This window comes from Woodsholea maritima DSM 17123 (genome assembly GCF_000382325.1).
Lineage (GTDB): Bacteria > Pseudomonadota > Alphaproteobacteria > Caulobacterales > Maricaulaceae > Woodsholea > Woodsholea maritima.
Map to the genome: position 1 here is coordinate 38,300 of NZ_KB908061.1, position 22,752 is coordinate 61,051.

A 22,752-nucleotide genomic window follows, 5' to 3' on the forward strand; every position below is an offset into this window, starting at 1 on the left:
AGGGAGATTTTAATGCTGCGAAACATCAGCCTTTTGGCCAGCGCCTGCCTGGCCCTGGTCGCTTGCTCAGAAGGGGCTCAATCACAAGGCACATCGTCTATGTCTCAAAGCGAGCGCGATGACATCGAAGCTATTGTTCATGCCTATATCGTCGAACATCCAGAGGTCATCGAAGAGGCATTGATCGAGCTACAACGCCGTGCCCGCGCGCGTGAAATGGAAGATTTCACCAGCCTGGTCGCGACGAATGAAGATAAGATCTTCTCCGATGCGCGTGATCCCGTGCTGGGCGCTGAAAACGCAGACGTTACGTTAGTAGAATTCTTTGATTATAGCTGTGGCTATTGCCGGGTGTCTAATCAATGGCTGGTCCAGGCGTTGGAGCAATATGAGGGGCGCGTACGCTTCGTCATGAAAGAATTCCCCGTCCTCGGCCCTGAGTCTGAAACCGCCGCTAAAGCCGCTTTAGCCGTGTGGGAACAGGGTGCGGATAAATATATCGCCTTCCACAATGGTCTTTATGCGGCCGGTCGGCCCCTCAATCAGGCGCGGATCGAGCAAGTTGCTGTGGAAAACGGCATCGACGTGGAAAAGATGCGTCAAGACATGCAACATCCTGACGTTGAACGCCATATTAACGATGTGCGCAGCCTGGCGCGTCAAATCGGTATTAACGGTACTCCGTTTTTTATCATCAATAATGAAGTTGTGCCCGGCGCAAACGTTGACCGCGTTCAAGAATTGGTAGAAGCTGCTCTTGCTGAATAAGCATGAGTGTCTGTGTTCACTATCAGCCCGGTGCGCCCCTCATTGCACCGGGCTTTTTCTTGGGCTTTTGCCCTCTTACATAATCACCATTTTTTCAAAGCTTTAGTGTCAATCGGCTCGCATACGCCATCGCGCTGAACCCAGATCCGTGCACTCAAGCCCTCTTGCTCAGCCAGCGCTAAAGCCTCATTTGAGGCCAGCAAACACAGCGCCGTCGCCCAGCCATCGGCCCACATCACACTGCCATGAAGCACACTGACCTGAACGACATCGCCCTTCACCGGGCTTTGAATTTTGGGATCTATCAAATGGCCATAGCTTTGACCACGATGGAGGAAAGCCTTATGCCCCGTGGCCGAGGTGGCCAGCCCCATCCCGATTAGGGCCACACGATCGGCAGCGCGTTGCGCCTGCGCCGGAACCCCCAGATCCACCCACCAGGGCAAGCCATCGGCCTTGACACCGCTCGCCCTCACCTCGCCGCCGATTTGCAGACACCAGCTGGTCAATTCGGCGCGTAAAAGCTGCTTAGCGACAAGATCCAATCCATAGCCCTTGGCGATCGCCGAAAGATCCAAGGCCACGCCGCCCGGCTGAAAGACACTGCCTGTAACCGCATCAACATAAAGATCGCGCCAATCCGGGCTAGGCGTTTCTTCGCCGCGCACGCACGGCGTCGTACGCGGGCCTGAGGGGCCGAAGCCCCAATCATCAATCACTTTGGCGAGACAGGGAGAAAATGCGCCGCCGGTTTTTTCCGCCAGGCTCAAACCAGCCTTCAAAACCAGGCGCGTATCCAAGCTTAAGGGCACCCAGCTTTGCGCTGGGGCATGGGCGAAGCGGGATAAGGGGCTATGGGGATCCCAATGGCTCATCTCGGCGACCAATTGCGCCAAGGGCGCGGCAATCAGCGCGGTTAAGCGCGCCGCATCCCAGTCGGCGGGCGCATAAATCTGCACCCGCCATTGGGTTCCCATCGTCGGTCCGGTGAGCTCAAATCTGCGCCAGTCTTCGGGCGGTGGCGTGGCCATCGCGCGCGAAACCAGAGGCGGAATGAGAACCTCACCCATGACTTACAGCGGGAGAACTTCCAAGGTGACCGCATAGCCATAATTCTGGCCCGGCTCACCATTTTGGCCTTCAACACGGTGACCGACTTCAAACCAATACATGCCCGCCTCCGGCCAGGTATAGCTGAAATGGCCCTCATCATCGGTGGTCAAAGTGGTTTCGGCCATGGCATCGCGATAGCGTGTGCCGCCTTCAACCAGCTCCACAGAAGCCCCAGCATAAGGCTCACCGTTCAACAGGATCTGAAACTCCGCGCGTTCTCCGGCATAAAGATCAGTCGGGTGGGTTACAGCCACCAGCTCAATCCCTGAGCCGGTCGGAGCCAAAGCCTCAGAGCTGGGGGCCCCCAAGGTGGCGAAGGTCTCAACCCGGCCGACATAGCGCGAGGTTTCAACCTCGCTTGCGCCTTCGGGCAGATGCGCGGCGAACTCAGCTTCTTGTCCGCGCCAGCGGTGACGCTCCCCATCGAGCATATAGGAGGCGAAAAAGCCATTGCGCACAGAGGCAATCCGATAGGTGCCCTGCTGGTCCAGATGAAGATCAAAGACTGAGCGATATTTTCCCGTCGCGCCATTTTCAATGGCGACATTCGATCCATCCGGCGCGGTGACGACAATGCTCTCCAGCCCCAAGGGGACATGGTTGAAGTAGAACAAATCGTTGGACACGGCCGCATCGACCGTGATCCAGCTCTCTTCGCCCGACAAAACGGTGTTTGAGGGCAACAACCACAGGCGGTGCGCCTGAGATGCGGCGGTGACGGTGAACGCGAGCCCGAGGGCGGCGGCGGTCATGGACCAAGCTTTATTCATGGCATTTCCCCTTATTCGCTGCAGGATTAGTCTTCGATAACAGTCAAGGATAAGGCCCCCAGCTCGCTCTCGCCCTGGGCCGTGATGGGCGTGTGACCGGCACCCAACGGCCAGGTGATGGGCAAGCGGATCAGCTCGCGCCCGCCCACTTCGCGCGCGGCCTCGATGACCACATTATACTCACCCGCGCTCAGATCGGCGAAAGCGCCTTGCTCGGCGGAGAAACTGACCTCATAAGTGCCGGGCGTCCGGGTCGGCTGGGTAATCTCATCACTGGGAAGCGCTAAGCTGCGCCCCGCCCGGCGCCACCACTGGCGCAGATCTTTCAGCCAAGTCGCGCCATCTTCGCCTTGCAGATCGTAATCATACCAGGCTTGAAGCGTTGAAACCGCCTGATGATCAGGCGTTTCAATCCAGATCGCCACATAGGGCGCATGGTATTCGGCCACAGTCAGGCGCGGAATTTCAAGGGACAGCACAACATCATCGGCCTGGGCCAAGGCTGGCACCAAAAGCCCCGCCAGAACAGCGGACGAAGTTTGCAAGACGCGGTGTGTCATGACGGTTTCCCTAATGAATAAAGACGATGGCAAGGATGAGCGGAATGACCACGCCCAGCCCGACGAGCGGCCAGGTAGAGGGCCGGGTTTTGGCATAAAGCTGCAATAGAACCACGCCGGTAATCGCAAAGATCAAGCTGGCGACCGCAAAGATATCAATGAACCAACGCCAAACCGCACCGGTATCGCGGCCCTTGTGGAGATCATTGAGATAGGCGATCATGCCGCGATCAGTTTTTTCGTAGAGCACCGCCCCATCGGCAAAATCAATACTGAGCCAGGCGTCTGATCCTGGCCGCGCCATGGGCAGATAGACATCCATATCGCTCCATTCCGCCGGACCTGCACTGATCCGCGCATTCAACTCACGCGCCAGCCATTGACGTACGGGTTGAGGCAAGCTTTGACCTTGCGCCTCTGGGCTGGTGCCCAGCGTTTCCAAAGTGCTCAGAAGATCTTCAGGTAAGCGCGCCGTGCGCTCAACCACTTTGGGCTCTACACGAATATCGCCTGCATGATTGAGCGTAATCCCGGTGACCGTAAACAAGATCAGACCACTTAATGTCACCGCCGCACTGACCCAATGCCACAGGCGCATCTGCTTGAACCAGAACCCCCGGTCCAGCCAGCCTGGCTTGCGTTTCGCGGATACGGCTTCCTTATGGCGCACGATGGTCTTTTCCCCCTGACCGGTTCGATCGTCACGATCTGTGTTGGGTCAGGAGATGCCATAGGTGAGCGCTAGTTGCAACTCATTATCAACTTCAACGCAGCGATTTTTGCAGCGCTAATTGTCCGTATCGACCCGAATTTGGCTTTGCGGGTGGGTATAGAAGGTTAAGACCATTTCGCGGCCCTTTGGCGCATTGAAGCCATGAAGCTGACCGATTGCTTGCGGTAAAAGTCCCTGCGCAGCCATAGAGATAAAGAAGCTAACCTCATCCTTATCCTCAACCAGTGCCAAGCCACAGGCCGGATGCTGTGCCAGATAGGCCGCTGCGCCCTCACCGGTCGACAAATGCGTGTCGGTGCCAAAGTGGAAGACCAAAGACGGCTCGCGATAGCCCGCCGTGGTGACGTCGAACGCCTCACACCCGATGAAGGTTTTGGCCATTTGCGCGGCATGATAGGACGGCCACATCCGCTCTACACTCGGTAAAGCGGCCCCAAAGGCAATGGTGTAAAAGCCGCACGTACCTAGCGCCAAGGCCAGCAAGGTTTTGGTATCGCGCTTCCAGATGAAGGCGATCAGGGTGATGATCGCAATCACACCAGCGAGAACGGCCAGCTTGGCGGGCATGCCCACTGTTTCGCCCAGGCTATGCTCCCCATAGGCGATGAAGATCGCGAGCAAAGCGCCGACCACCAGGGTCATCAGCGCATAGAGCCCAAAGACCAGACCCTGTTTCCAGCTGGATAGCAGAGATTTAGCATCACTCAATCCCAACGCCGCCAGCAGCGCCAAAGCCGGGAAAACCGGCATCACATAATGGGGCAGCTTGGTCTGAACGAATTCGAACATAATCCAGGACGGAAGGATCCAGGCGATCAAGAAGGCGACGGTCGGGTCGCGGCGTTCACGCCAGCCATAGAAGACCGCCAGCGGGATCAACACTGCAAACGGCCACCAGGTGATGGGTAGGAGCAAGGTATGAAACCCAAAAGGCCCACCATGGCTGTCATCACTTTCGGCCACCTTGCCCAACATCGCATGACCGACCGATTCCATGAAGAAACCGCCCTCGGTCATGATATTGATGGCAATCAACCACGGCGCATCAATGGCGACTAAGACCAACAGGCCCGGCAGCACATGCAGGCGTTTGAAAATGTCCCAATCAATTTGGGTGGGCTTAAAGCCCTTCCACTGCGCGCGCATCAACAGGAAGGTGATCAGCGTCAAAAGGGTTACCGTGGTAACAATCGGGCCTTTGACTAAAATGGCCATGCCAGAGGCAATCCAGAACGCCGCTGGCCAGCCCCAGAACTTGCCTTTATCGCCCTTGGATTTCAAAGCGATCATCATTAAGGCGATCTGGGCAAAGGTGGCGCAGGCCAACAAAACCGCATCGGTTTTGGCCGTGCGCGCTTCGACTTGCAAGGCAAGCCCGACGGCCAGGATCAGACCGGCACTCATCCCGACGGGCGCACCAAACAGGCGCGCGCCAATCCAGGCCGTGGCCAGTACCGCCAATACCGCGCCGATTAAAGACGGCAAACGATGCGCCCCAATCGGGGCCTCATCCCCGCCAAAGGGCAAAGATGTAACGACCTGCATCCAGTAAAAGCCAACGGGTTTGACATAGCGCGGACCCTCTTGGAAGCGGATATCGATATAATCCCCGCTTTCCATCATCTGATTGGCGGCCTGGGAATAGCGCGCTTCATCGCGGTCCATCGTCGGAATGGAAAACTGCCCCGGTACCATGGCCAACAAAGCGATGATGATCAGCACCCACCATCCGCGTGTGGGAAGCTTACGCTCATGGCTGGCTCCAAAAACGTCATTGGCAAAGCGGTTCATGCACGCCCCCAGGATAGTATAGGATGGATCTAAGTCTGATCAGGTGATGGCAAGCTGCGCGAACGCAATATAAGCTCACGGCTGGGCACATGGGTACGCTGCATCAACCAGACAACGCCCAAAAGATCGAAGAAGCCTGCAACGGCGCGCCCGAGATTAGAGTATTTCGACGTCCCTGAAGCGCGCGGGCGATTTTTGACCTCCACCTGATCGGTGTCAAAGCCCAAATGCTTGGCCCAGGCCGGTAAATAGCGATGCAAGGCATCAAAGAACGGCATCGCCAGAAACAGATCACGCGCAACCAGCTTCAATCCGCACGCCGTATCCGGGCAGTCATCATTAAGAAGGCTCTGGCGCAGAGCATTGGCAAAACGCGAGGCCCATTTGCGATTGGCCCCATCGGTCCGGTTCAGGCGCACACCGGCAACAAGACCCAGCGCGCCCACTTTTGTGAGATCAACTTTTTGGACCATGTCGGCAATCGCGCGCGGATCGTCCTGCCCATCGCCATCCATTGTGGCGACCCACACGCCTTTGGCGGCCAAAAAACCCGTTCTAAGGGCTGCACTTTTGCCTGAACGTTTGGGGTGTAAGATGTAACGCGCAAAGGGATATTGCGCCATCAGGTCGGGGATCAAGCTGGCGATTTGATCTTCGCTGCCATCATCAACCAGGATAACGTCCAAGCTGGCGACGGGGCTCAACACCTCAGCGACTTCTGCCAAAACCTGCCCGATATTGGCCGCTTCATTAAAGACCGGAATCACAACCGATAAAACTGGCTTCGCAGACATGAAAAACAGCCCCTATTCTTTCGAATAGGCTTAGCCGGATTTTGATCAAAGAGCCATTGCCTTCGCCGTATTTTCAAAAAACGAATGCAGTTCCTCCAAACATCCGGACATTAATATTGCCGTATAGTCAAACCCACAGCGCGCCCTTATGACCCTTTAAAGCTGAACATACGGTCGATGCGACGAAACACTTTGCCCGGCAAGCGTGACACCAGTCCCGCATCCAGGCTTTCGGCTACATTTTCAACCGCATGACAACTGCGGCGTGCCAAACCAATCCAGGACGGCGTCGCGACAAAGCCACTGATCAGCGGAAATTGATAGCTGGAAAGGTGCTGTTTGAAGTCATATTCGCCTGGCCCCAGATGGAGCGCCTTCACACCTTTTGCAGACTGATCTTCTGCGATCGCCATCAACAGATTGAGCCCCGGCGAGAGCTTATGGAAATTACCGTCATAGACCGGGAACCAATAGTGTAAGACCGTATCGGACTTCATACCGATATGCGCAGCAACCATCTGGCCATCAATCTCGAGAGAGGACATCACGCCCTTCACGCCCTCATACTCCCCCCAGATCAGCTCTTTTAACAGATTACGCGTCCAGTCGAAGGTGAAGACATTAACATGGCCAGAGCGATCATATTGCGCGCCCTTCCACTCTAGGGCGGTGTCGAAAATCGCCTCGCGTTGGTCTTCAATGGTGAAGGTCAACGCCCCTTCCGTTTCCAACTTCCGTCGGCGATTACGGATATTACGCATGGCCTTAGGTTCAATCTGGCGCCGGGTCTCGACAAAGGCCTCATAGCCTTCGCTGACATCAATCACCCATGAGCCATCATGGCGGGTCGTATAAGGCGCAAACGAGCGTTGGGCGCTAAACCCGCCAAAGAAATCAAACACACCAATCCCGGCTTCAGAAAAAACATGCTCCAGGTCGATGATGACGTCTGGCGCTTGGATCAGGCCATGGTGATCGCCCAAAGGGCCACCCAAGGGCCGGGCATAGCCAAAGCTGACCTGGTGATAGGGTAAAAAGGCGATCAACGCGCCTGCGCGATAGATCAGGGCCACGCGGGTATCACTGCGCACCTTGGCCATAGCATCAAGAAAACCCAAAGCAAAATAAGGGCTTTCATACAAAGCATCCGTCTTCAAAAAATCGCGCCAGCACTGACGCTCCGCTTCGCTTAAATCCTTTGGCGTTTTAACGACAATCTGATCCATAACCCGTCCCCGACCCTAATGTGTCCCACACGCACAAGAACCTGTCGCCCCATGAGCATCTGGCCATGTGCGAATGCCTTGTTCCAGTTAAGGGCGTTTACACCCCTTTCGTGGATAAAGCGTTCAAGTGTGAGGAAAAAAGCGGCCCTTTTCTTGCTTCAAACAGTCATGAAATACCCTTTGGGCACAGGGCTGACCCAATTTTGAACGCCGGGGACATAAACCTAAGCCATGCTGAAACGCCATTTGCTCTATTATCTGCCGGTGCAATTGTCCTCTGCGATTGTCGGCTTTGGCAGTGTGGTGATCTTCACCCGCCTGTTGGGCGCGAGTGATTATGGGCGTTATTCACTGGTCTTGGCCGGTGTCAATCTGATCCAGATGGCGCTGTTTACCTGGTTGGATGCCAGTGTCGCACGCTATCATGTCCGCGCGCAGCGCCATGGCCGCGTGGGCGGGCATTGGGCGAGCCTCCTTAAAGTCTTCTTTGGTTTGGCCGGTATCATCTGGGCCGCGGGCTCAGCACTTTTATGGCTCTTACCCCTGTCGCATGACCTGACCCTACTCTTGCACATTGCCCTCACCAGCCTTTGCCTGAGCGCTTTTGTTCAGATCAGCCAGCAAGCCAGACGTGCCAGCGGTGAGGCCGGGGCCTATGCCATCCGCGAAACGGCCTTCTTGCTGGGTGGGTTCATGCTGGGCCTTCTCTTGATGGTGACCACACCCTTGGGCCCTGCCGGTCCCTTTGCCGGGACCGCAATCGCCGGTTTGCTGATGTGCCTTCTCGATGGCCCCACGCGCATACGCGCGGCAAAATCCGATCGCGCTGATGGATTGCGGCTCAAAACCTATATGGCTTATGGCTTACCGATCTCGCTGTCTTTGATGTTTGAGCAATTGCTCTCCACCGGGGACCGCTTCGTCATCGCCAGTGTTTTGGGGGAAGCCGCGACCGGGGCCTATGCCGCGGGCTATGGCCTGACCGATCGCACGATCAATCTGGTCTTCATCTGGCTGGGGGCCGCCGCCGGGCCCTTGATGATCAAAACCTTGGAGCGCGAAGGGCGCGCCGCCGCCCAGGCCGTCGCCAAAGATAGCGCCAGCTTGATGGTCCTGTTGGGCTTTCCAGCCGCCTTGGGCTTGGGGCTCGTCGCCAAACCCTTGGCTAGTCTCTTGATTGCGCCGGAATTGGCGCTACGCGCCGCTGAAATCATGCCCTGGATTGCCTTGGGCGGGCTATTGAATGGCTTAATGACCTATTTCTTTCACGAGGCGTTCATTCTGGGTAAAAAGCCTAAAATCATGGCCTATCTGATGATTGGCGCGGCCATCTTCAACCTGATCGCCAATATGGTGTTAGTCCCGGTCATGGGCCTGGTCGGGGCCGCGCTGGCCACCGTGCTCGCCTATGGCTTGGGGCTGGTGATCTGCGCCCTGGTGGGCCATCGCATATTCCCGCTGCCGCTACCTTGGGCTGATATCGCCAAGGCCGGGATGGCGAGCCTGGCTATGGCGGCCAGTCTTTATGCCCTACCGCCTTTAGAGGGGCTGATCGCCCTGATCCTCCCCGTCGCGCTGGGCGGGCTGGTCTATGGCGCTTTGGCCCTGATTTTGAACATCGCACAGTGTCGCGACTGGATGGCTCCCCTCATGCGCCGCCTTTCGCTCAAGGAGGCCCTATGACCGGAACCCTCATCACGACCCAGGATAATAGCGCCTGGCTCAATCGAGAAATGAGCCATAAGACCTCAACTTTGAGCATCCTTGTGCCCTATTATAAGGACGATCCGCGCGCCCTGATCAGTGCGTTGAGCGCCGATGCGCCCAAAGGCATCGAGCTGATCCTGTTTGATGATGGCATGCCTGATCAGGCCCTTAATAAAGCCGTCAATCGCACCCTTCAGGCGCTGACTTTCCCGGCGCGCCTGATCACGGCCCGCCATAATCTGGGCCGCGCGGCCGGGCGCAACCATTTGGCCCATCATGCGCGCGCCTCTTGGGTTTTGTATCTCGATAGCGATATGGACATTCCGACCCATTTCCTGGCCAGCTGGCTGGAATGGGCGGGCAGCGAACAGGCCGACATCTATTATGGCGGCTTTGACATGCCCACGACCATCGCGCCGGAACACCGCCTGCATGCTGCGCTGGCGCGGGCGGGCGATGTCCATGATGCCGCTAGCCGCGATGACGGCGGAGCGCACACCATGGCCAGTTCCAACCTGTTGGTGCGCCGCTCGGTCTTGATGAACACCCCCTTTGATGAGGGCTTTAGCGGCTGGGGCTGGGAAGATATCGACTGGACGCTGCGCGCCGGTGAATATGCGCGTTTGATGCATGTGGATCTGAGCGCGCACCATAAGGGCCTGCAAACGGTCGAGACTTTACTGGCCAAGTTTGAACAGGGAGGGAAAAATTTCGCCCGCTTCCTCGCGCGCCACCCTGAGGCCCATAAACGCCCGGCGGCGAAGTTGGCGAAACTGCTCAAGCCGCTTCCCTTCAAGCCCTTACAAAAAACGCTTTATGCTGAATTGGCTAAGACGGAGATTCTCCCGCTTCGCCTTCGTGTGATGGCGTTGAAAGTCTATCGCGCCTTGTGTGCGGCCCAAGCCCTTGGAAAGGTCAAACGATGAGCCCTGCCCCTTATCGTCCGCGCGGCGCCCTGATGGGTAAGCTGCAGCGTGCCCAGGTCCGCTTGGGGGGTAAGATCGCCCTGCCCTTACACCCCGGTGAACGCCGGATCAGCTTCTCCTTCGATGATTTCCCGCGCAGCGCCGGAACTACTGCGGCAGACATTCTTGAACAACGCGGCATGCGCGCGACCTATTATGTCTCGGCCTGCTTTGCCGGTGAGGACACTCATCTGGGCGCGATGTATGAAACCGAAGACCTGACACGGCTTTATGCAAAGGGGCATGAAATCGCCTGTCACACCTATTCCCATGGCGATGCCTCGCAAATGCGCTTAGCTGCGTTGGAAACCGATATTGAGCGCAATGCCCGCGCCCTGAAAGACCAGGGGTATGACGGACCGTTGGAGAGCTTTGCCTTTCCCTATGGCGAGGCGAGCCTGGAGGCAAAAGCCGCACTGACCCAACGCTTTACAAATCTGCGCGGGATTTATCCAGGTATCAATAAAACCCCGGCCGACCGTGGATTATTGCGCGCCACGCCCCTGGATGGCGGTGATGAGGGACTGAAAAAAGCCCTTGCCCAAATTGATGCACTGCGTCATTCGCCAGGCTGGTTGATTTTTTACGGTCATGATGTGCGCGACACCCACAGTCCCTGGGGGTGCAGCCCAGAGTTTTTGGAAACGGTGGCAAACGCGGTGCAAGCTTCAAAAATACCGGTTCAGACCGTCACTGCAGCGTGTCAGGATTTAAGCGCACGATGAGAATCACCGTCCTGATCCCCACCTATAAACGCCCGGACAGCCTGGCGCGCGCGCTGAAAAGCGTGTTCGCCCAATCGCGTCCCCCGGACGAGATTTTGGTGGTCGATAATGCGCCCGGATCAGGCGTGCGCGCGGTGATTGCCGCCTTGGAATCGCGCCGCACTGCGCCCGTGCGCTATGTGGCCGAACCCAATCCCGGCGTCGCCAATGTGCGCAATGTCGGCTTTCGTGAGGCCCAGGGCGATATGATCGCCATGCTGGATGATGACGAAACCGCATCCCCCACTTGGCTAGAAACCTTGATCCAGACCCGAATGGCGTTGGATACGCCGGTGGTTTTTGGCCCCGTAAGGCCGCAAAGCGAGGCTAAAGGCCCGGTGCGCGCCGCCCTGTTGGCGCGGCTTTATGCCCGCCTGGGCAGCGAGAGCGACACGATCATTGCCAAGCCCCATGGCTGTGGCAATTCCTTGATTGATCGGCGTGCGCTGAGCCTCTCAGATACGCCCTTTGATCCGGCGACCAATGAAATTGGCGGCGAGGACGATCTCTTCTTCCAAGACGTGCTTGCCCAAGGCATCACTCTGGGTTGGAGCGCCAAGGCCGATGTCATTGAACATGTCGAGCATAATCGCGCCGATTGGCGCTATATGATGGCGCGCAGTTTTGCCTTTGGCCAAGGGGCCTCTCAGGTTAGCGCACATAACAAAAACTGGCTGGGCGTCGCCGCCTGGATGGTCATCGGCGCAGCGCAGGCCCTGATCTTCGGGGCTTTGATCCTACCAGCCCGCCTGATGGGCGCGAAAGCCTGCGCGGCCTGTCTGGATCGCGCGATCCAGGGCGCAGGTAAGCTGTGCTGGTTTGAAGGACTAGAACCACGCTTTTACGGCGCGGCTGTGCGCTAAGATAATTTCCGGCCCAGACTGAGCTTGGTGGCTGTCGCGATCAAAAGCGACCAGCTGAGTGAATTTTGCTGCAACATCGTGCTTTCGGTCAGACTGACCATCAGCCAGACCACAAAGAAGGGTAAGGCCCAAAAGGCTTCTACCCCTGCCCCCATGCGCAAGAGGGCTTGGCCAAAGGCTCTGAATATCCCAAAGGCAGCTAAAATCACCCCCGGCACGCCGATCGCCAGCGCGGTTTCCAGCCAGGCATTGTGCGCGGTGGGCACCGGCCAGGCGGTAATGACGCGCACCCAGTGCACAGGGCCATCTTCAACCACCCAAAACGCACCATAACCATACCCGGTCCAGGGCCGTGCTGTGATCATATCCATCAAGACCGCCCAAATATCGGTCCGCCCCGTCAAAGTCGCATCGCGGCCCAAAGCCTCCAGCACCGCCACTGGCCCCGCGATTAGGGCAAACAGCACAACGAAACCGGCCATCATCGCGCCAAAGATCGCCACCCCGGCAAAGCCCATGCCCCGGCGCACCAAGGCAATGGCAATGGGGCCACAGATGGCCATCATACAGGCCAACAGCCCGGTTTTAGACGTCGACATCACAACGAGGAAAATCGGCAGTGGGGCCAGCCCCCACCACATCAAGCGCCGCTTGGGGTTCGCTGCCGCTGCCGCCAGCATGGAGAGCGTGCCCCAGGCCATCATCGAGCCAAGGGTGTTTTTCTCCCACCAGATGCCTTTCCAGGCCCCGACATGAATTTCATGCATCACACCCAGACTTGGCACCAATGCACTGATGAGAAGGCTTAAAACCGCTTGCACCAGGAAGCTGACCGCGATGATTTCCAGCAAGTGTGCCCAACTGAACCGCCCGGCCAGCCAAATGCCAAACATCGAGGTGAAGAGGATCGCAATCCCACGGCGTAGGCTAATCCCCGGATCCAGCGACCACGTCATGGAGAGGATGCACAAGCCCGCTAATCCCAACCAAGGCCAGCCCGCCGCCAGCGCCCGCATCATCTGGCTGGGCCGACACGCCATCATGATTAAAACCACCAAGTATACCGGCGGCCACATCAGGCGCAAAATGGGGCTTTCGCTGTCCTGGTCCGCCATTAACAGCGGACCGATTAAGCCCTGGGAGAAGAGAAACATGGTGATCCCCGCGATCACCGTCTCTAAGGGCTCTAAGATTTTTAGATGGGGGGTGAGCTGGCGCCACCGCGCGGCTTGATCCAGGATCGCCATGGCGATCAGGCCGCGCGCGGGCCCTGCATGGCCGCGCCGCGCTCATCGCGATTTAAGATGACGCCATAAATGCGCGCGCCTTGGTCTTCAAAATTGACAGCCATGTCATCAATCATGGCTTGATTGACCCGGCTCGCATCGGCCACCAGGATGACCCCATCCATATTGCGTGAAAACGCCACCGCGCCTGATAAGCGCGCCGGGACATCGACCAAAACCAGGCCACAGCTTTTGCGGGCCTGATCCCAGTAAGCCTTGTTGGGTACAAAATCGAGCTGCTGGATGGAGCGTGGGACATAGTCAAACTGGCTGACGAATACCGGCACGCTGGCCGCACGGCGCAGTACCAAACGGGCCTGATCCCCGCCGGGATGAGCGCGCCAAATACGTTGATCGCCAAAATCACCCGCATAGGCAGGCCCGGTCACACCAAAGCGTTGCGCCTGGGTGTTCTTTGAAAAATCAAGATCATACAGCCATACCGGACGACCGGAGGTTTGTGCCGCGCTGAGCGCGAGCGAGGCGGCAACGCTGCTCGCGCCGGATCCGGGGCATACGGGCGCAACCATCACCGCACGGGCTTCGGCCCCGCGTGTGATCAGTTTGCTCGCCAAATGCGCCACATCCGAAGTGAGATTCATACCCACGCCCTCCACTTAAGAACTTAGTCTAGACCAAGAGCGTTAATGAGGTGTGGATTAGCCCCGTTCGGGGATCCGCGCCAACACCCTCACCGGGGTTTTTGGCGTACGTCGTACGGGCTCTGCAGGCGGCGGTGATAATGGCGCATCCATGGAGCCTGTCGTCGTGGGAGCATAGGCTGCTTGCGCGGTTTGAGCCATGGGAATCACCCCAGCTTGATCATCATAAGGCGCAGACGCGAGTGGTCGCGCCATGACCGGGCGGCGGCGCTCCATCATCACGGTGATATAGCCCTTCATGAAGCCGACAAAGACCGCAATCAAACCTGCAAAGACCACACCGGCCATCATCCCCAGCTTGCGCATGGATTTAGCCTGGGTTGGGGCCGTCGCACGCTCGATGATACGCACACTATCCGCGTGTCCTGGCTCTTCCGATTGGCGGGCCTCGGCGCTGGCATATTGCGTGCTTAAGCGTTCTGCTGCGGTAGATTGGGCTTGAGCTTCGCGGCGCAGCTGCTCATAGGTCGGCTGTAAACCGCGCAAACGATCCACATCTTCACGCACGGCGGCGAGCTGCGCGCTCAAGGTCTGCGCCAGACGGGCCTGCGCACTGCCTTCGGTTTCAAGCTGCAGGCGCTGGGTATCAAGTTCTTGATAGATCGGATTGGTGCCCAGCCGACGTTGGCCCGCGCCATTGGCCCCGCCCTCCTGGATGAAGGCTTGAAGCGCTTCAATCTCACGATCTATGGCCAGAACCGCCGGGGCATCATCTTGATAGCGCGAAATCAACTCACTACGACGCACCCGCAAATCTAAGAGCTGACCCGTAACATTATTTTCAACATAAAGTTCAATCTGTTCTGGGATGTTTTGCAAGCGCTGCGACAGGGCGGAGGCCCCGGCGCGGGCCTGATCGCGCGCGGCTTCAGCGGCCAACAAACGCGTGCGCAAATCGGCGACCTGGGCGATTTGGCTGGTCAGCTCTGATTCGAAATCAATCAGACCATGGGCATTCAAAAAGCTCCGCAAATCCGCCTGGGCGATACGCGATGCGCGCTCGGCTGCCAACAGGCGTTCATTCACACCGCCAGCCCCATCATCAACCAGAACCTCAATGCGATAAGCCAGATAGGCATCAACGATGGCATTCAGCGCATTGGCTGCCACGATGGGGTTGCCCGACTTATACCGGCCAATCAGCACCGAAGCATTGGGCGCGCGCTCCACCGAGAAACTTTGCGCCATAGTGCGAAAGGCACTGGCATTTGCGCCCGCACCTTGACGCTCCAGCGCCAAACGCAAAACGGTCCCGGAATTTAAAATCTCCGTCTCGGACTGCATCACCTGTTCCAATTCAAAGGCCCCGCCCGAACCGGCCGCGCCGGGGGTGGGGTTTTCCTGGTCCAGCAGCACTAAAAGCCGCGAGGTTGCGGTATAGCTGGGCTTGAGCTGGGTATAAGCCAGGCCCGCAAACACCAGGGATAACACGATGAAAAGGAGGGTAATTATGCCTTTTTGCGACCACAGAACGGCCAACAGGTCAAACAAATCCCATTCCGGACGCGCACTCGCCTCCGGGCCCTGTTGCGCAGATGCGTGAGCCGATTGATCCTTCATAGACCTACACTTTGCGGGTTACGCTTAATTTTTTCTTAGCTTGGACGCGCAAAGATATGAAAAAATTCACTTAGCCGATGTCGGAAGTGTTATGCGCGCGCCCTTTTTACGCCTGCCCCTGCTTTTAGCCTCAACGGCTGCGAGCCTCGCCCTGATGGGCTGTGCCAATACCACGCCGGCGGCCTATGCTCCGGCGCAGTTCAGCCCCGCCCAGTTTCAAACCTGGAGTGATAGTGATCCGCTCTATCATCTTTATGCCGGAGATACGGTAGAGGTGATCGTTCACACCGCGCCGGAGCTGTCGACCAGCGTCATCGTTGGCCCGGATGGCCGGGTGAATTTGCCCCTGGCGGGCGGCGTCATGGTGGGCAATGCCACACCGCGCGAAGCCGCCGAAGCCATTGGCGCACGCTATCAAAGCTTTTTGCGCGATCCCATTATCGAAGTGCGCCCGCTGACCTTTGGTGAGCAGCGCATTCTGGTCGGCGGCGAGGTTAATGCCCCCGGCCCGGTCACCATGCCCGGTTCACGTATCGGCACGTTAGAAGCGGTAATGCTGGCGGGGGGCTTCAAGCCTTCAGCCCGCGCGCGCGAAGTGGTCTTGCTGCGCCGCGCGCGCGATGGTGGGGTGATGATGCGCACCGTCAATCTGACCCAGGCCCGTGAAGGCACGCTGGATAATGTGCCACTGCAACGCTTTGACATTGTTTACGTCCCGCGCAGCACGATTGGCGAGGTCAATGTCTTTGTGGATCAATATGTGCGGGGCATCTTGCCGCTGGATTCGGCCTTTGCCTACGCCATTACCAATGAGCTTTTCAACAACAACTAAAAATCCTGCCCTCAAGGCATGAAAAAGCCAGAGCTTTCGATAAAGCTCTGGCAATCTGGATGCGCGATGATGTGTGTTGCGCCTCTAGCGCTTAAATATCCGCTCCAGATTGCCCAAAGCCGTTGATGATCAAGGACCGGCCTTTAATGGCGGGTCGCCAACCAATCGCGCGCGGCGCGTTGTGCTTCAGCGATTTGCGCGCTCGCCATTTCCATGGAGACTTCGCGGCGATAATGCTTGGCGGGCTCAGAGCCCATCATGGCCGCCAGATTGAACCATTTGTGGGCTTCGATAAAATCAACTTCGCCGCATTGGCCGGTGGAATACATCAGACCCAGCTTGCACAGATCATCACCTTTGGGATCTGTATTGATTGCGCTGCGTACTTCTTCCGTTTCTACGTCAGTAAACGCCATAGGATAACCCCATCCATTTTTGTCGCCGCTGCTGATCTTTTTGATCATGTCAGAGGCAAAACCACACCCAGCAGATCTTGTCTGCATGAGGTGATATTTGCGGGGTTAAGCTTTTTATTCGGTTAACGCCAAACAGGAAAAATACAAAATAAAGGTTTATTTTAATTAGACTTTCTTGCCAAGTATTAACCAAGCAGCCAGCGTGTTAACCCTTTCACCAAAACTCGTTTTCAAGGGGTTTCTGGGCCAGAGCGCGATTAAGACAATCGTAAGTGCACAGATGAAAGCCGCGATCGCACCCAAAAGGATCTGCCAGGCACGCGCGGGCACATCACGCGCCACGCTGATCAGGGTATACATATCGCGCCCAGTCACCTCATACAGCGCCAAGGTACGAAGCCCCGCCTTTTGGCTGAGGCGGTGGAGTGCCTCGCCCTCCTCCACACGCTCTAAGCTCTCCATCAGGCGGATGGCCATCACCGGGCCCGTCTCATCACGCAAACGCCCCAGGGCGCTTAAATGCTCGCCCAGCGCCAGCGCGCGCGGCGCATCATGGATCAGACCCAGTTGAGCGCGAAGCTGCGCCCCCGCGCGCTCGGGCTCATTCATCACTGTAGTTAAAGGAAAGTCAGCCAAGGCGGCCCGCAACAAGTCGGAATGCGATACCAGGACGCTCAACGCCGCCTCAAGGTCTGCGCGCATCTGGGGGCTTAACCGACCCGCCGCCCAGGCGGCCTTAACCATAGCGATACCGGCCAAAGCCTCATCACGATCGCGGCTGGGCGACATAAAGTTCGGGCTTTGCAAAGCCAGGCTCAAAGCAGACAGCCGCAACAGGCCTTCATCACCCGCCAAAGCCCCGACACTATCTAAGCCCTGGCAACGGGGCTCACCTACGCCCTCAGCGCGCAGCAGAGCGCAGGCCTGGCGATAGGTGTCACGCACATCGCCATACAGCACCATGCCCGGTGACAGGCGCGGGGCAAGACCAGGAATTTGCGCCAGATCAATCTGGCCTTCCCCGCCTGCACTCAAAAAGAGGTCTGCTTCACGAAACAGGCGGCCATAAAGATTTTGCCCCCGCATATAGGCGCGCTGATCGGCCTCAGAGACGAAAATTAAAGCCGCCGGGTCCAATCCCTGGACGCGCGCCTGGGCCAGGCGTTGCTCATAAGCGGATTTCAGACGGCGATGGCGTTGCCAGGTGGGCAGGCTGCGCAATTGCGCCTCCAACACGCTGACATCCTCACCGCGCGCAATCGCGGCTAAGCCTAGACGATCTATGCCGACCCGATCTTCCATGGCGGCCAGCGCACTGCGCGCGCGGATCAAATCGGGACGGCCCATGCGATCCGGCTTCAGCGCCTCATGAATATCCGCGCGCCACGATAGATAAGGGTCTTCCCCCTCTTCGATGGCTTCATCAAAGATCCGCGCGATCTGGGCCTGCGCCCGGCCCAGCGCCGGGTTCCAGCCCGTCGCATCACTGATCTCTATCAGCGCATAAACGCCCAGTACCGCGGCAAGGCACAGACAAACCAAAAAGGATAAGGGGCGCATCACCCGCGCAAAACCCAGCCAGATCCACCAGATGAATTTACGGATCGGGCCAGCCTCAAAGGATTTACACGTCGCGGCTTGGCGTGCGCGCACGCGCCGGGTTTCGGCCATATAGGCCGGTTCAGGTGCGATATCGCCCTCTATGCGCTCATAATCGCTTGGGTCTCTCACCCATCTTCCCCTGACCTAACCCCGCTTCATAATCTTTGAACCATGAAGCGGGCCCAGCGCCTAGGAAAAATTTACAACACCGCGCCCAGAAAGACCGTTACACCGCTTCCGGCACGCGCACAGCCATGCCCGCCTTCACGCTATCACGCGCGCCGACGCGGCGATGCCACGCTTCAACATGAGGGAAAGGCGACATGTCCGTAGGTTTGACCACATCAATCATCCACGGCCAGATCGCAATGTCCGCGATGGAAAAAGCCTCCCCCGCCATATAAGCGCGTCCATCGCCAAGATGACGCTCCATCACGCGATAAAGCCGCTCGACTTCATCGCGATAGCGGGTCTGGCCATAAGCAAGAGACTGGGCACTATGACCCATTGCCGGCGCGCTATGAACAAAGTGGAAGCTCTGCCCACTCATCGGGCCTAGGCCTGCCATCTGCCACATCAGCCATTGATCGACCAAGGCGCGTTCGCGCTGTGTCTCGCCCGCGAGTTTTCCAGACAGGCGGGCGAGATATTTCAAAATCGCCCCAGATTCGAAAAGGGTCAGCGGCGCACCATCTGGCCCTTCGCGATCAACCAAAACCGGCACCCGATTATTCACCGTAACGTTTTGAATAAACGCCGGGTCTAATTGCTCACCCACCGTGATATTGATGGGTGTAATCTCATAGGCATAGCCCAACTCTTCCAACATGATGGTGATTTTCTGACAATTGGCGGTCTGCCAGAAATAAAGCTGAAAACGCGGCTGTGTCATGTCAAGGAACTCCCGAGCCTAGAGGATCAATTCCTCTAAGTTGGAAATTCGAACTATGAAATTCAAGCGCATGATCGCAAGAATTTCACGCCTCCCGCGTTTTCAGCCCCAAAGGCTTAGGCCGCTTCAGGGACTTTCACCCCCATGCCCCTTTGCACACCTGGACGTTCGCCAACACGGGCATACCAGGCCTTGAAGTGGGGATAAGGGCTCATATCTGCTGGCTTTGTCGTATCGCGGACCCATGGCCAGATCGCGATATCGGCGATGGAGAAGAAATCGCCGGCCATAAAAAGGCGTCCATCGGCGAGATTGCGCTCCATCACGCCATAAAGGCGCGCGACTTCATTGCGATAGCGTGCTTGACCATAGGACAGCTCATCGGCGCTGAAACCGGCTTCGGGCGCAGAAATATTGAAGTGATAGCTTTGACCGGCCATCGGGCCTAAACCGCCCATCTGCCACATCAGCCATTGTTCAACCTGGATACGCTCAACTTCATTCGTCCCGTAGAGCTGCCCGGTTTTGCGTGCCAGATATTGCAAGATTGCGCCGGATTCAAAGATGGAGACGGTTTGCCCGTCAGGCCCCTCGCGATCGACAAGAGCGGGCATGCGGTTATTGGGGCTGATCTTCAGGAAATCCGGCGCAAACTGCTCACCTTTTGAGATATTGACCGGGATTAAAGTGTAATCGAGGCCCAGCTCAGCCAAGGCAATGGTGATTTTTAATCCGTTAGGTGTGGCCCAGAAATAGAGGTCCAAAGCGGCAGACTGCGACATTCTTTTCTCCAAAGGTAAAGGCGCATCAAATTGTTAGAGGCTGAGATAAGACTGCGAACTTAGGATTCAAGCATCTGCCCACTTCACGACTTCGCGATTTGCGGCTACATCGCAAATATGACCGAGATCACAGCCCCCCGCCTCACCCCTGTATCCTTGCGCCAAGCTGACCATGACCCGCAAGGCTTTTGCGATGCCCTATGCGGATCATTCCGTGAATTTGGCTTTGGCGTTGTGTGTGATCACAGCGTGGATCAAGCCATTATCGACACGGCCGTGCGCGAAACCAAGGCCTTCTTCGCCCTGCCTGACGCGGTGAAGCGTCACTATCATGTCGAAGGCGGCGGCGGAGCACGCGGCTACACCCCCTTCGGGATTGAAATCGCCAAAGGAGCCAGCCAGCGCGATCTGAAAGAATTCTGGCACCGCGGACGCGATCTGCCTGCGGGTCATAAGTTTGAAGCCTATATGCCCGCCAATATCAGCGTGGCCGAGCGCCCCGGTTTTGATGAAGCCACCCGTGCGCTGTTCACGGCCCTCGATGAGATGGGCGCGATCTTATTGCGCGCGATTGCGCGTCATCTAGGCCTGGAAGAAAACTGGTTCGATAAGGCGGTGGATCAGGGCAACTCCGTGTTGCGCCTGCTCCATTACCCTCCGATCCAAGGCGATCCGGCCGGGGTGCGCGCGGGTGCCCATGAAGACATCAATGTCATCACGCTCCTCTTGGGCGCGGAAGAAGCGGGCCTACAGGTGAAAACGCGACAGGGTGACTGGCTGGAGATCAGCCCGCCCCAAGGGGCCTTGGTGGTCAATATCGGCGATATGTTGGCGCGGCTCACCAATCACCAATTGCCCTCCACCACCCATCGCGTGGTCAATCCCCCTAAAGAGCGCGCAGGCTTCTCGCGCTATTCCACGCCCTTCTTTCTACACTTCAATCCGGATTTCCTGATTGAAACCTTGGCGCAATGTGTCGATGACGATCACCCCGATCAATATGCAGGCCAAGCCATAACCGCCAATGACTATCTGGATGAGCGCTTAAAGGAAATCGGTCTCAAATAGAGGCTTTCAATACCTGAAAGTGGAACTATCAATTTCCCTTATGCATTCATCAGGGGCATGATCCTAACAGCTAAAGCGCCAAAGGAGACGCCCCGATGACCACGCGTACACCCCCACGCCTGACGACGACCGCCGGTGCCCCGATCGCCGATAATCAAAACAGCCTGACCGCCGGTGAGCGCGGGCCTGTTTTATTGCAAGACTATCAGCTGATTGAAAAGCTGGCCCATCAGAACCGCGAGCGCATCCCCGAGCGTGTTGTCCACGCCAAGGGTTGGGGCGCTTTTGGTACTTTTACCGTTACCAACGACATCACCGCCTATTCCCGCGCCGCCGTTTTCAACGAAGTCGGCAAGACAACCGATATGCTGGCGCGCTTCTCCACCGTAGCCGGTGAGTTGGGTGCCGCCGATGCCGAGCGCGATGTGCGCGGCTTCGCCCTGAAATTCTATACCGAAGAAGGCAATTGGGATTTGGTCGGTAATAACACGCCGGTGTTCTTTGTACGTGATCCCTATAAATTCCCGGACTTCATTCACACCCAAAAGCGTCACCCCAAAACCCATCTGCGCAGCGCCACCGCGATGTGGGATTTCTGGAGCCTCAGCCCGGAAAGCCTGCACCAAGTGACGATCTTGATGTCGGACCGCGGCCTGCCGCAAACCCCCATGCATATGAATGGCTATGGCAGTCATACCTATAGCCTGTGGAATGATCAGGGCGAGCGCTTCTGGGTCAAATTCCACTTCAAAACCCAACAAGGCCATGCCCACTTCACCAATGAAGAGGCAAAACAGATCGTGGGCGAAAGCCGCGAAACCTATCAAGAGGCTCTGTTTGGCGCGATTGAAGGCGGGGCCCGCCCGCAATGGAAAGTCTTCATTCAGGTCATGCCCGAACGCGAGGCCGAGAACCAAAGCTTCAATCCCTTCGACCTCACCAAAGTCTGGCCCCATGGGGACTTCCCCCTGATCGAAGTTGGCGTGATGGAATTAAACCGCAATGCGGATAATTACTTCGCCCAGATTGAACAAGCCGCCTTCAGCCCGTCCAACACCGTGCCAGGCATTGGTGTCTCGCCGGATAAAATGCTGCAAGCGCGGATCTTCTCTTATGCCGATGCCCACCGCTATCGTCTGGGCACGCATTATGAAGCCCTGCCGGTCAATCAGCCCAAATGCCCCGTTCATCACTACCATAAAGACGGTCAGATGAATTTTATGGGCCATCAATCCGGCTCGCTGGATGCGTATTATGAGCCGAACTCCTTTGACGGTGCCAAGGAAGACCCAAGCGTAGCCGAGCCGCCTTTGCGGATTTCGGGCGACGCTGAGCGCTATGATCACCGCGAAGGCAATGATGATTTCAGCCAGCCTCGCGCGCTGTTCAACCTCTTTGATGAGGGCGAAAAGGCGCGCCTGTTCTCCAATATCGCTGATGCCATGGCCGGTGTGCCGGTGAATATCATTGAACGCCAGCTCGCGCTGTTTGATCAGATCCATCCCGATTATGGCCAGGGGGTTCGCCGCGCGCTTCAAGCGCGCTGAAAGGCGTACCTCTAAGTCCCGCCTTCGCGCGCCGACCACGCGGGCGGAGGT

22 protein-coding genes are annotated in these 22,752 nt (G+C 57.4%); 8 read left to right on the forward strand and 14 right to left on the reverse strand.

All coding sequences use genetic code 11. The features are described from left to right. Nucleotides 1–12 precede the first annotated feature (12 nt). Nucleotides 13–768: a DsbA family protein gene (locus tag H151_RS0113085; protein ID WP_019962118.1), complete on the forward strand. Its 756-nt coding sequence runs from the start codon at nucleotides 13–15 to the stop codon at nucleotides 766–768. An 83-nt stretch (nucleotides 769–851) separates the two neighbouring features. Here H151_RS0113085 and H151_RS0113090 read toward each other — a convergent pair whose 3' ends face one another. The 7 genes from H151_RS0113090 to H151_RS0113120 form a co-directional block, all read right to left on the reverse strand. Next, a complete protein-coding gene (locus H151_RS0113090; protein ID WP_019962119.1) occupies nucleotides 852–1,838 on the reverse strand; it encodes an FAD:protein FMN transferase in 987 nt (328 codons plus the stop codon). Between the two features lie 3 nt (nucleotides 1,839–1,841). After that, nucleotides 1,842–2,651: a DUF4198 domain-containing protein gene (locus H151_RS0113095; protein WP_019962120.1), complete on the reverse strand. Its 810-nt coding sequence runs from the start codon at nucleotides 2,649–2,651 to the stop codon at nucleotides 1,842–1,844. A gap of 26 nt (nucleotides 2,652–2,677) precedes the next feature. Next, entirely contained in the window at nucleotides 2,678–3,211 is a 534-nt protein-coding gene (locus tag H151_RS0113100) for a DUF2271 domain-containing protein (RefSeq protein ID WP_019962121.1), read from the reverse strand. Nucleotides 3,212–3,221: 10 nt separating this feature from the next. Continuing rightward, nucleotides 3,222–3,881 (reverse strand): PepSY-associated TM helix domain-containing protein, encoded by a 660-nt coding sequence (locus tag H151_RS0113105; protein ID WP_019962122.1) that lies wholly within the window; start codon nucleotides 3,879–3,881, stop codon nucleotides 3,222–3,224. Nucleotides 3,882–3,998: 117 nt separating this feature from the next. Then, nucleotides 3,999–5,735 carry an ArnT family glycosyltransferase gene (locus H151_RS0113110; RefSeq protein ID WP_019962123.1) on the reverse strand — a complete coding sequence of 579 codons (1,737 nt, stop codon included), beginning with the start codon at nucleotides 5,733–5,735 and terminating at the stop codon, nucleotides 3,999–4,001. A gap of 29 nt (nucleotides 5,736–5,764) precedes the next feature. After that, nucleotides 5,765–6,529, reverse strand: coding sequence for a glycosyltransferase family 2 protein (locus tag H151_RS0113115; protein ID WP_019962124.1), 765 nt, complete (start codon nucleotides 6,527–6,529; stop codon nucleotides 5,765–5,767). A gap of 146 nt (nucleotides 6,530–6,675) precedes the next feature. After that, complete coding sequence (locus tag H151_RS0113120) at nucleotides 6,676–7,755, reverse strand: GNAT family N-acetyltransferase (RefSeq protein ID WP_019962125.1); 1,080 nt, start codon at nucleotides 7,753–7,755, stop codon at nucleotides 6,676–6,678. Nucleotides 7,756–7,986: 231 nt separating this feature from the next. Here H151_RS0113120 and H151_RS0113125 point away from each other — a divergent pair, with 231 nt between their 5' ends. The 4 genes from H151_RS0113125 to H151_RS0113140 are packed head-to-tail and all read left to right on the forward strand — an operon-like array spanning nucleotide 7,987 to nucleotide 12,054. Continuing rightward, nucleotides 7,987–9,438, forward strand: coding sequence for a lipopolysaccharide biosynthesis protein (locus H151_RS0113125; RefSeq protein WP_019962126.1), 1,452 nt, complete (start codon nucleotides 7,987–7,989; stop codon nucleotides 9,436–9,438). Further along, nucleotides 9,435–10,388: a glycosyltransferase family 2 protein gene (locus tag H151_RS0113130; protein WP_019962127.1), complete on the forward strand. Its 954-nt coding sequence runs from the start codon at nucleotides 9,435–9,437 to the stop codon at nucleotides 10,386–10,388. The genes H151_RS0113125 and H151_RS0113130 overlap by 4 nt, the downstream gene beginning before the upstream one ends. Then, nucleotides 10,385–11,152 (forward strand): polysaccharide deacetylase family protein, encoded by a 768-nt coding sequence (locus tag H151_RS16490; protein WP_019962128.1) that lies wholly within the window; start codon nucleotides 10,385–10,387, stop codon nucleotides 11,150–11,152. Before H151_RS0113130 ends, H151_RS16490 begins: the two co-directional genes overlap by 4 nt. Then, entirely contained in the window at nucleotides 11,149–12,054 is a 906-nt protein-coding gene (locus H151_RS0113140; protein ID WP_019962129.1) for a glycosyltransferase family 2 protein, read from the forward strand. The genes H151_RS16490 and H151_RS0113140 overlap by 4 nt, the downstream gene beginning before the upstream one ends. On the opposite strand, the gene H151_RS16495 is transcribed toward H151_RS0113140, so the two are convergent. From H151_RS16495 to H151_RS0113155, 3 genes are read right to left on the reverse strand one after another with little or no spacing between them, the layout of a single operon-like run. Beyond that, entirely contained in the window at nucleotides 12,051–13,301 is a 1,251-nt protein-coding gene (locus H151_RS16495) for an O-antigen ligase family protein (protein ID WP_019962130.1), read from the reverse strand. The genes H151_RS0113140 and H151_RS16495 overlap by 4 nt on opposite strands. 5 nt (nucleotides 13,302–13,306) lie before the next feature. Then, nucleotides 13,307–13,942, reverse strand: coding sequence for a P-loop NTPase family protein (locus tag H151_RS0113150; protein ID WP_019962131.1), 636 nt, complete (start codon nucleotides 13,940–13,942; stop codon nucleotides 13,307–13,309). Between the two features lie 57 nt (nucleotides 13,943–13,999). After that, nucleotides 14,000–15,562 (reverse strand): GumC family protein, encoded by a 1,563-nt coding sequence (locus tag H151_RS0113155; protein WP_019962132.1) that lies wholly within the window; start codon nucleotides 15,560–15,562, stop codon nucleotides 14,000–14,002. A gap of 91 nt (nucleotides 15,563–15,653) precedes the next feature. On the opposite strand from H151_RS0113155, the gene H151_RS0113160 reads away from it, so the two are divergent. After that, nucleotides 15,654–16,394 (forward strand): polysaccharide biosynthesis/export family protein, encoded by a 741-nt coding sequence (locus H151_RS0113160; protein ID WP_019962133.1) that lies wholly within the window; start codon nucleotides 15,654–15,656, stop codon nucleotides 16,392–16,394. Between the two features lie 143 nt (nucleotides 16,395–16,537). Here H151_RS0113160 and H151_RS0113165 read toward each other — a convergent pair whose 3' ends face one another. The 4 genes from H151_RS0113165 to H151_RS0113180 all read right to left on the reverse strand — a co-directional run bounded on the left by H151_RS0113165 (nucleotide 16,538) and on the right by H151_RS0113180 (nucleotide 20,086). Then, the gene (locus H151_RS0113165) at nucleotides 16,538–16,810 is read right to left on the reverse strand and encodes an SEL1-like repeat protein (protein ID WP_026354012.1); all 273 of its coding nucleotides are present in this window, start codon (nucleotides 16,808–16,810) and stop codon (nucleotides 16,538–16,540) included. Nucleotides 16,811–16,975: 165 nt separating this feature from the next. After that, nucleotides 16,976–18,541 carry a hypothetical protein gene (locus H151_RS0113170; protein ID WP_019962135.1) on the reverse strand — a complete coding sequence of 522 codons (1,566 nt, stop codon included), beginning with the start codon at nucleotides 18,539–18,541 and terminating at the stop codon, nucleotides 16,976–16,978. Nucleotides 18,542–18,638: 97 nt separating this feature from the next. Beyond that, entirely contained in the window at nucleotides 18,639–19,304 is a 666-nt protein-coding gene (locus H151_RS0113175) for a glutathione S-transferase C-terminal domain-containing protein (protein ID WP_019962136.1), read from the reverse strand. A 116-nt stretch (nucleotides 19,305–19,420) separates the two neighbouring features. Next, nucleotides 19,421–20,086 (reverse strand): glutathione S-transferase family protein, encoded by a 666-nt coding sequence (locus H151_RS0113180; RefSeq protein WP_019962137.1) that lies wholly within the window; start codon nucleotides 20,084–20,086, stop codon nucleotides 19,421–19,423. Between the two features lie 117 nt (nucleotides 20,087–20,203). On the opposite strand from H151_RS0113180, the gene H151_RS0113185 reads away from it, so the two are divergent. Together H151_RS0113185 and H151_RS0113190 are read left to right on the forward strand one after the other, a co-directional pair. Continuing rightward, nucleotides 20,204–21,154: an isopenicillin N synthase family dioxygenase gene (locus H151_RS0113185; protein ID WP_019962138.1), complete on the forward strand. Its 951-nt coding sequence runs from the start codon at nucleotides 20,204–20,206 to the stop codon at nucleotides 21,152–21,154. A 95-nt stretch (nucleotides 21,155–21,249) separates the two neighbouring features. After that, nucleotides 21,250–22,701, forward strand: coding sequence for a catalase (locus H151_RS0113190; RefSeq protein ID WP_019962139.1), 1,452 nt, complete (start codon nucleotides 21,250–21,252; stop codon nucleotides 22,699–22,701). The last annotated feature ends 51 nt before the right edge of the window (nucleotides 22,702–22,752 follow it).

Bases quoted from the DNA above. Each gene is read 5' to 3' on its own strand.
- H151_RS0113085 (WP_019962118.1), top strand. From the start codon at position 13: ATGCTGCGAAACATCAGCCTTTTGGCCAGCGCCTGCCTGGCCCTGGTC.
- H151_RS0113090 (WP_019962119.1), bottom strand. From the start codon at position 1,838: ATGGGTGAGGTTCTCATTCCGCCTCTGGTTTCGCGCGCGATGGCCACG.
- H151_RS0113095 (WP_019962120.1), bottom strand. From the start codon at position 2,651: ATGAATAAAGCTTGGTCCATGACCGCCGCCGCCCTCGGGCTCGCGTTC.
- H151_RS0113100 (WP_019962121.1), bottom strand. From the start codon at position 3,211: ATGACACACCGCGTCTTGCAAACTTCGTCCGCTGTTCTGGCGGGGCTT.
- H151_RS0113110 (WP_019962123.1), bottom strand. From the start codon at position 5,735: ATGAACCGCTTTGCCAATGACGTTTTTGGAGCCAGCCATGAGCGTAAG.
- H151_RS0113115 (WP_019962124.1), bottom strand. From the start codon at position 6,529: ATGTCTGCGAAGCCAGTTTTATCGGTTGTGATTCCGGTCTTTAATGAA.
- H151_RS0113120 (WP_019962125.1), bottom strand. From the start codon at position 7,755: ATGGATCAGATTGTCGTTAAAACGCCAAAGGATTTAAGCGAAGCGGAG.
- H151_RS0113125 (WP_019962126.1), top strand. From the start codon at position 7,987: ATGCTGAAACGCCATTTGCTCTATTATCTGCCGGTGCAATTGTCCTCT.
- H151_RS0113130 (WP_019962127.1), top strand. From the start codon at position 9,435: ATGACCGGAACCCTCATCACGACCCAGGATAATAGCGCCTGGCTCAAT.
- H151_RS16490 (WP_019962128.1), top strand. From the start codon at position 10,385: ATGAGCCCTGCCCCTTATCGTCCGCGCGGCGCCCTGATGGGTAAGCTG.
- H151_RS0113140 (WP_019962129.1), top strand. From the start codon at position 11,149: ATGAGAATCACCGTCCTGATCCCCACCTATAAACGCCCGGACAGCCTG.
- H151_RS16495 (WP_019962130.1), bottom strand. From the start codon at position 13,301: ATGGCGATCCTGGATCAAGCCGCGCGGTGGCGCCAGCTCACCCCCCAT.
- H151_RS0113150 (WP_019962131.1), bottom strand. From the start codon at position 13,942: ATGAATCTCACTTCGGATGTGGCGCATTTGGCGAGCAAACTGATCACA.
- H151_RS0113155 (WP_019962132.1), bottom strand. From the start codon at position 15,562: ATGAAGGATCAATCGGCTCACGCATCTGCGCAACAGGGCCCGGAGGCG.
- H151_RS0113160 (WP_019962133.1), top strand. From the start codon at position 15,654: ATGCGCGCGCCCTTTTTACGCCTGCCCCTGCTTTTAGCCTCAACGGCT.
- H151_RS0113165 (WP_026354012.1), bottom strand. From the start codon at position 16,810: ATGGCGTTTACTGACGTAGAAACGGAAGAAGTACGCAGCGCAATCAAT.
- H151_RS0113175 (WP_019962136.1), bottom strand. From the start codon at position 19,304: ATGACACAGCCGCGTTTTCAGCTTTATTTCTGGCAGACCGCCAATTGT.
- H151_RS0113180 (WP_019962137.1), bottom strand. From the start codon at position 20,086: ATGTCGCAGTCTGCCGCTTTGGACCTCTATTTCTGGGCCACACCTAAC.
- H151_RS0113185 (WP_019962138.1), top strand. From the start codon at position 20,204: ATGACCGAGATCACAGCCCCCCGCCTCACCCCTGTATCCTTGCGCCAA.
- H151_RS0113190 (WP_019962139.1), top strand. From the start codon at position 21,250: ATGACCACGCGTACACCCCCACGCCTGACGACGACCGCCGGTGCCCCG.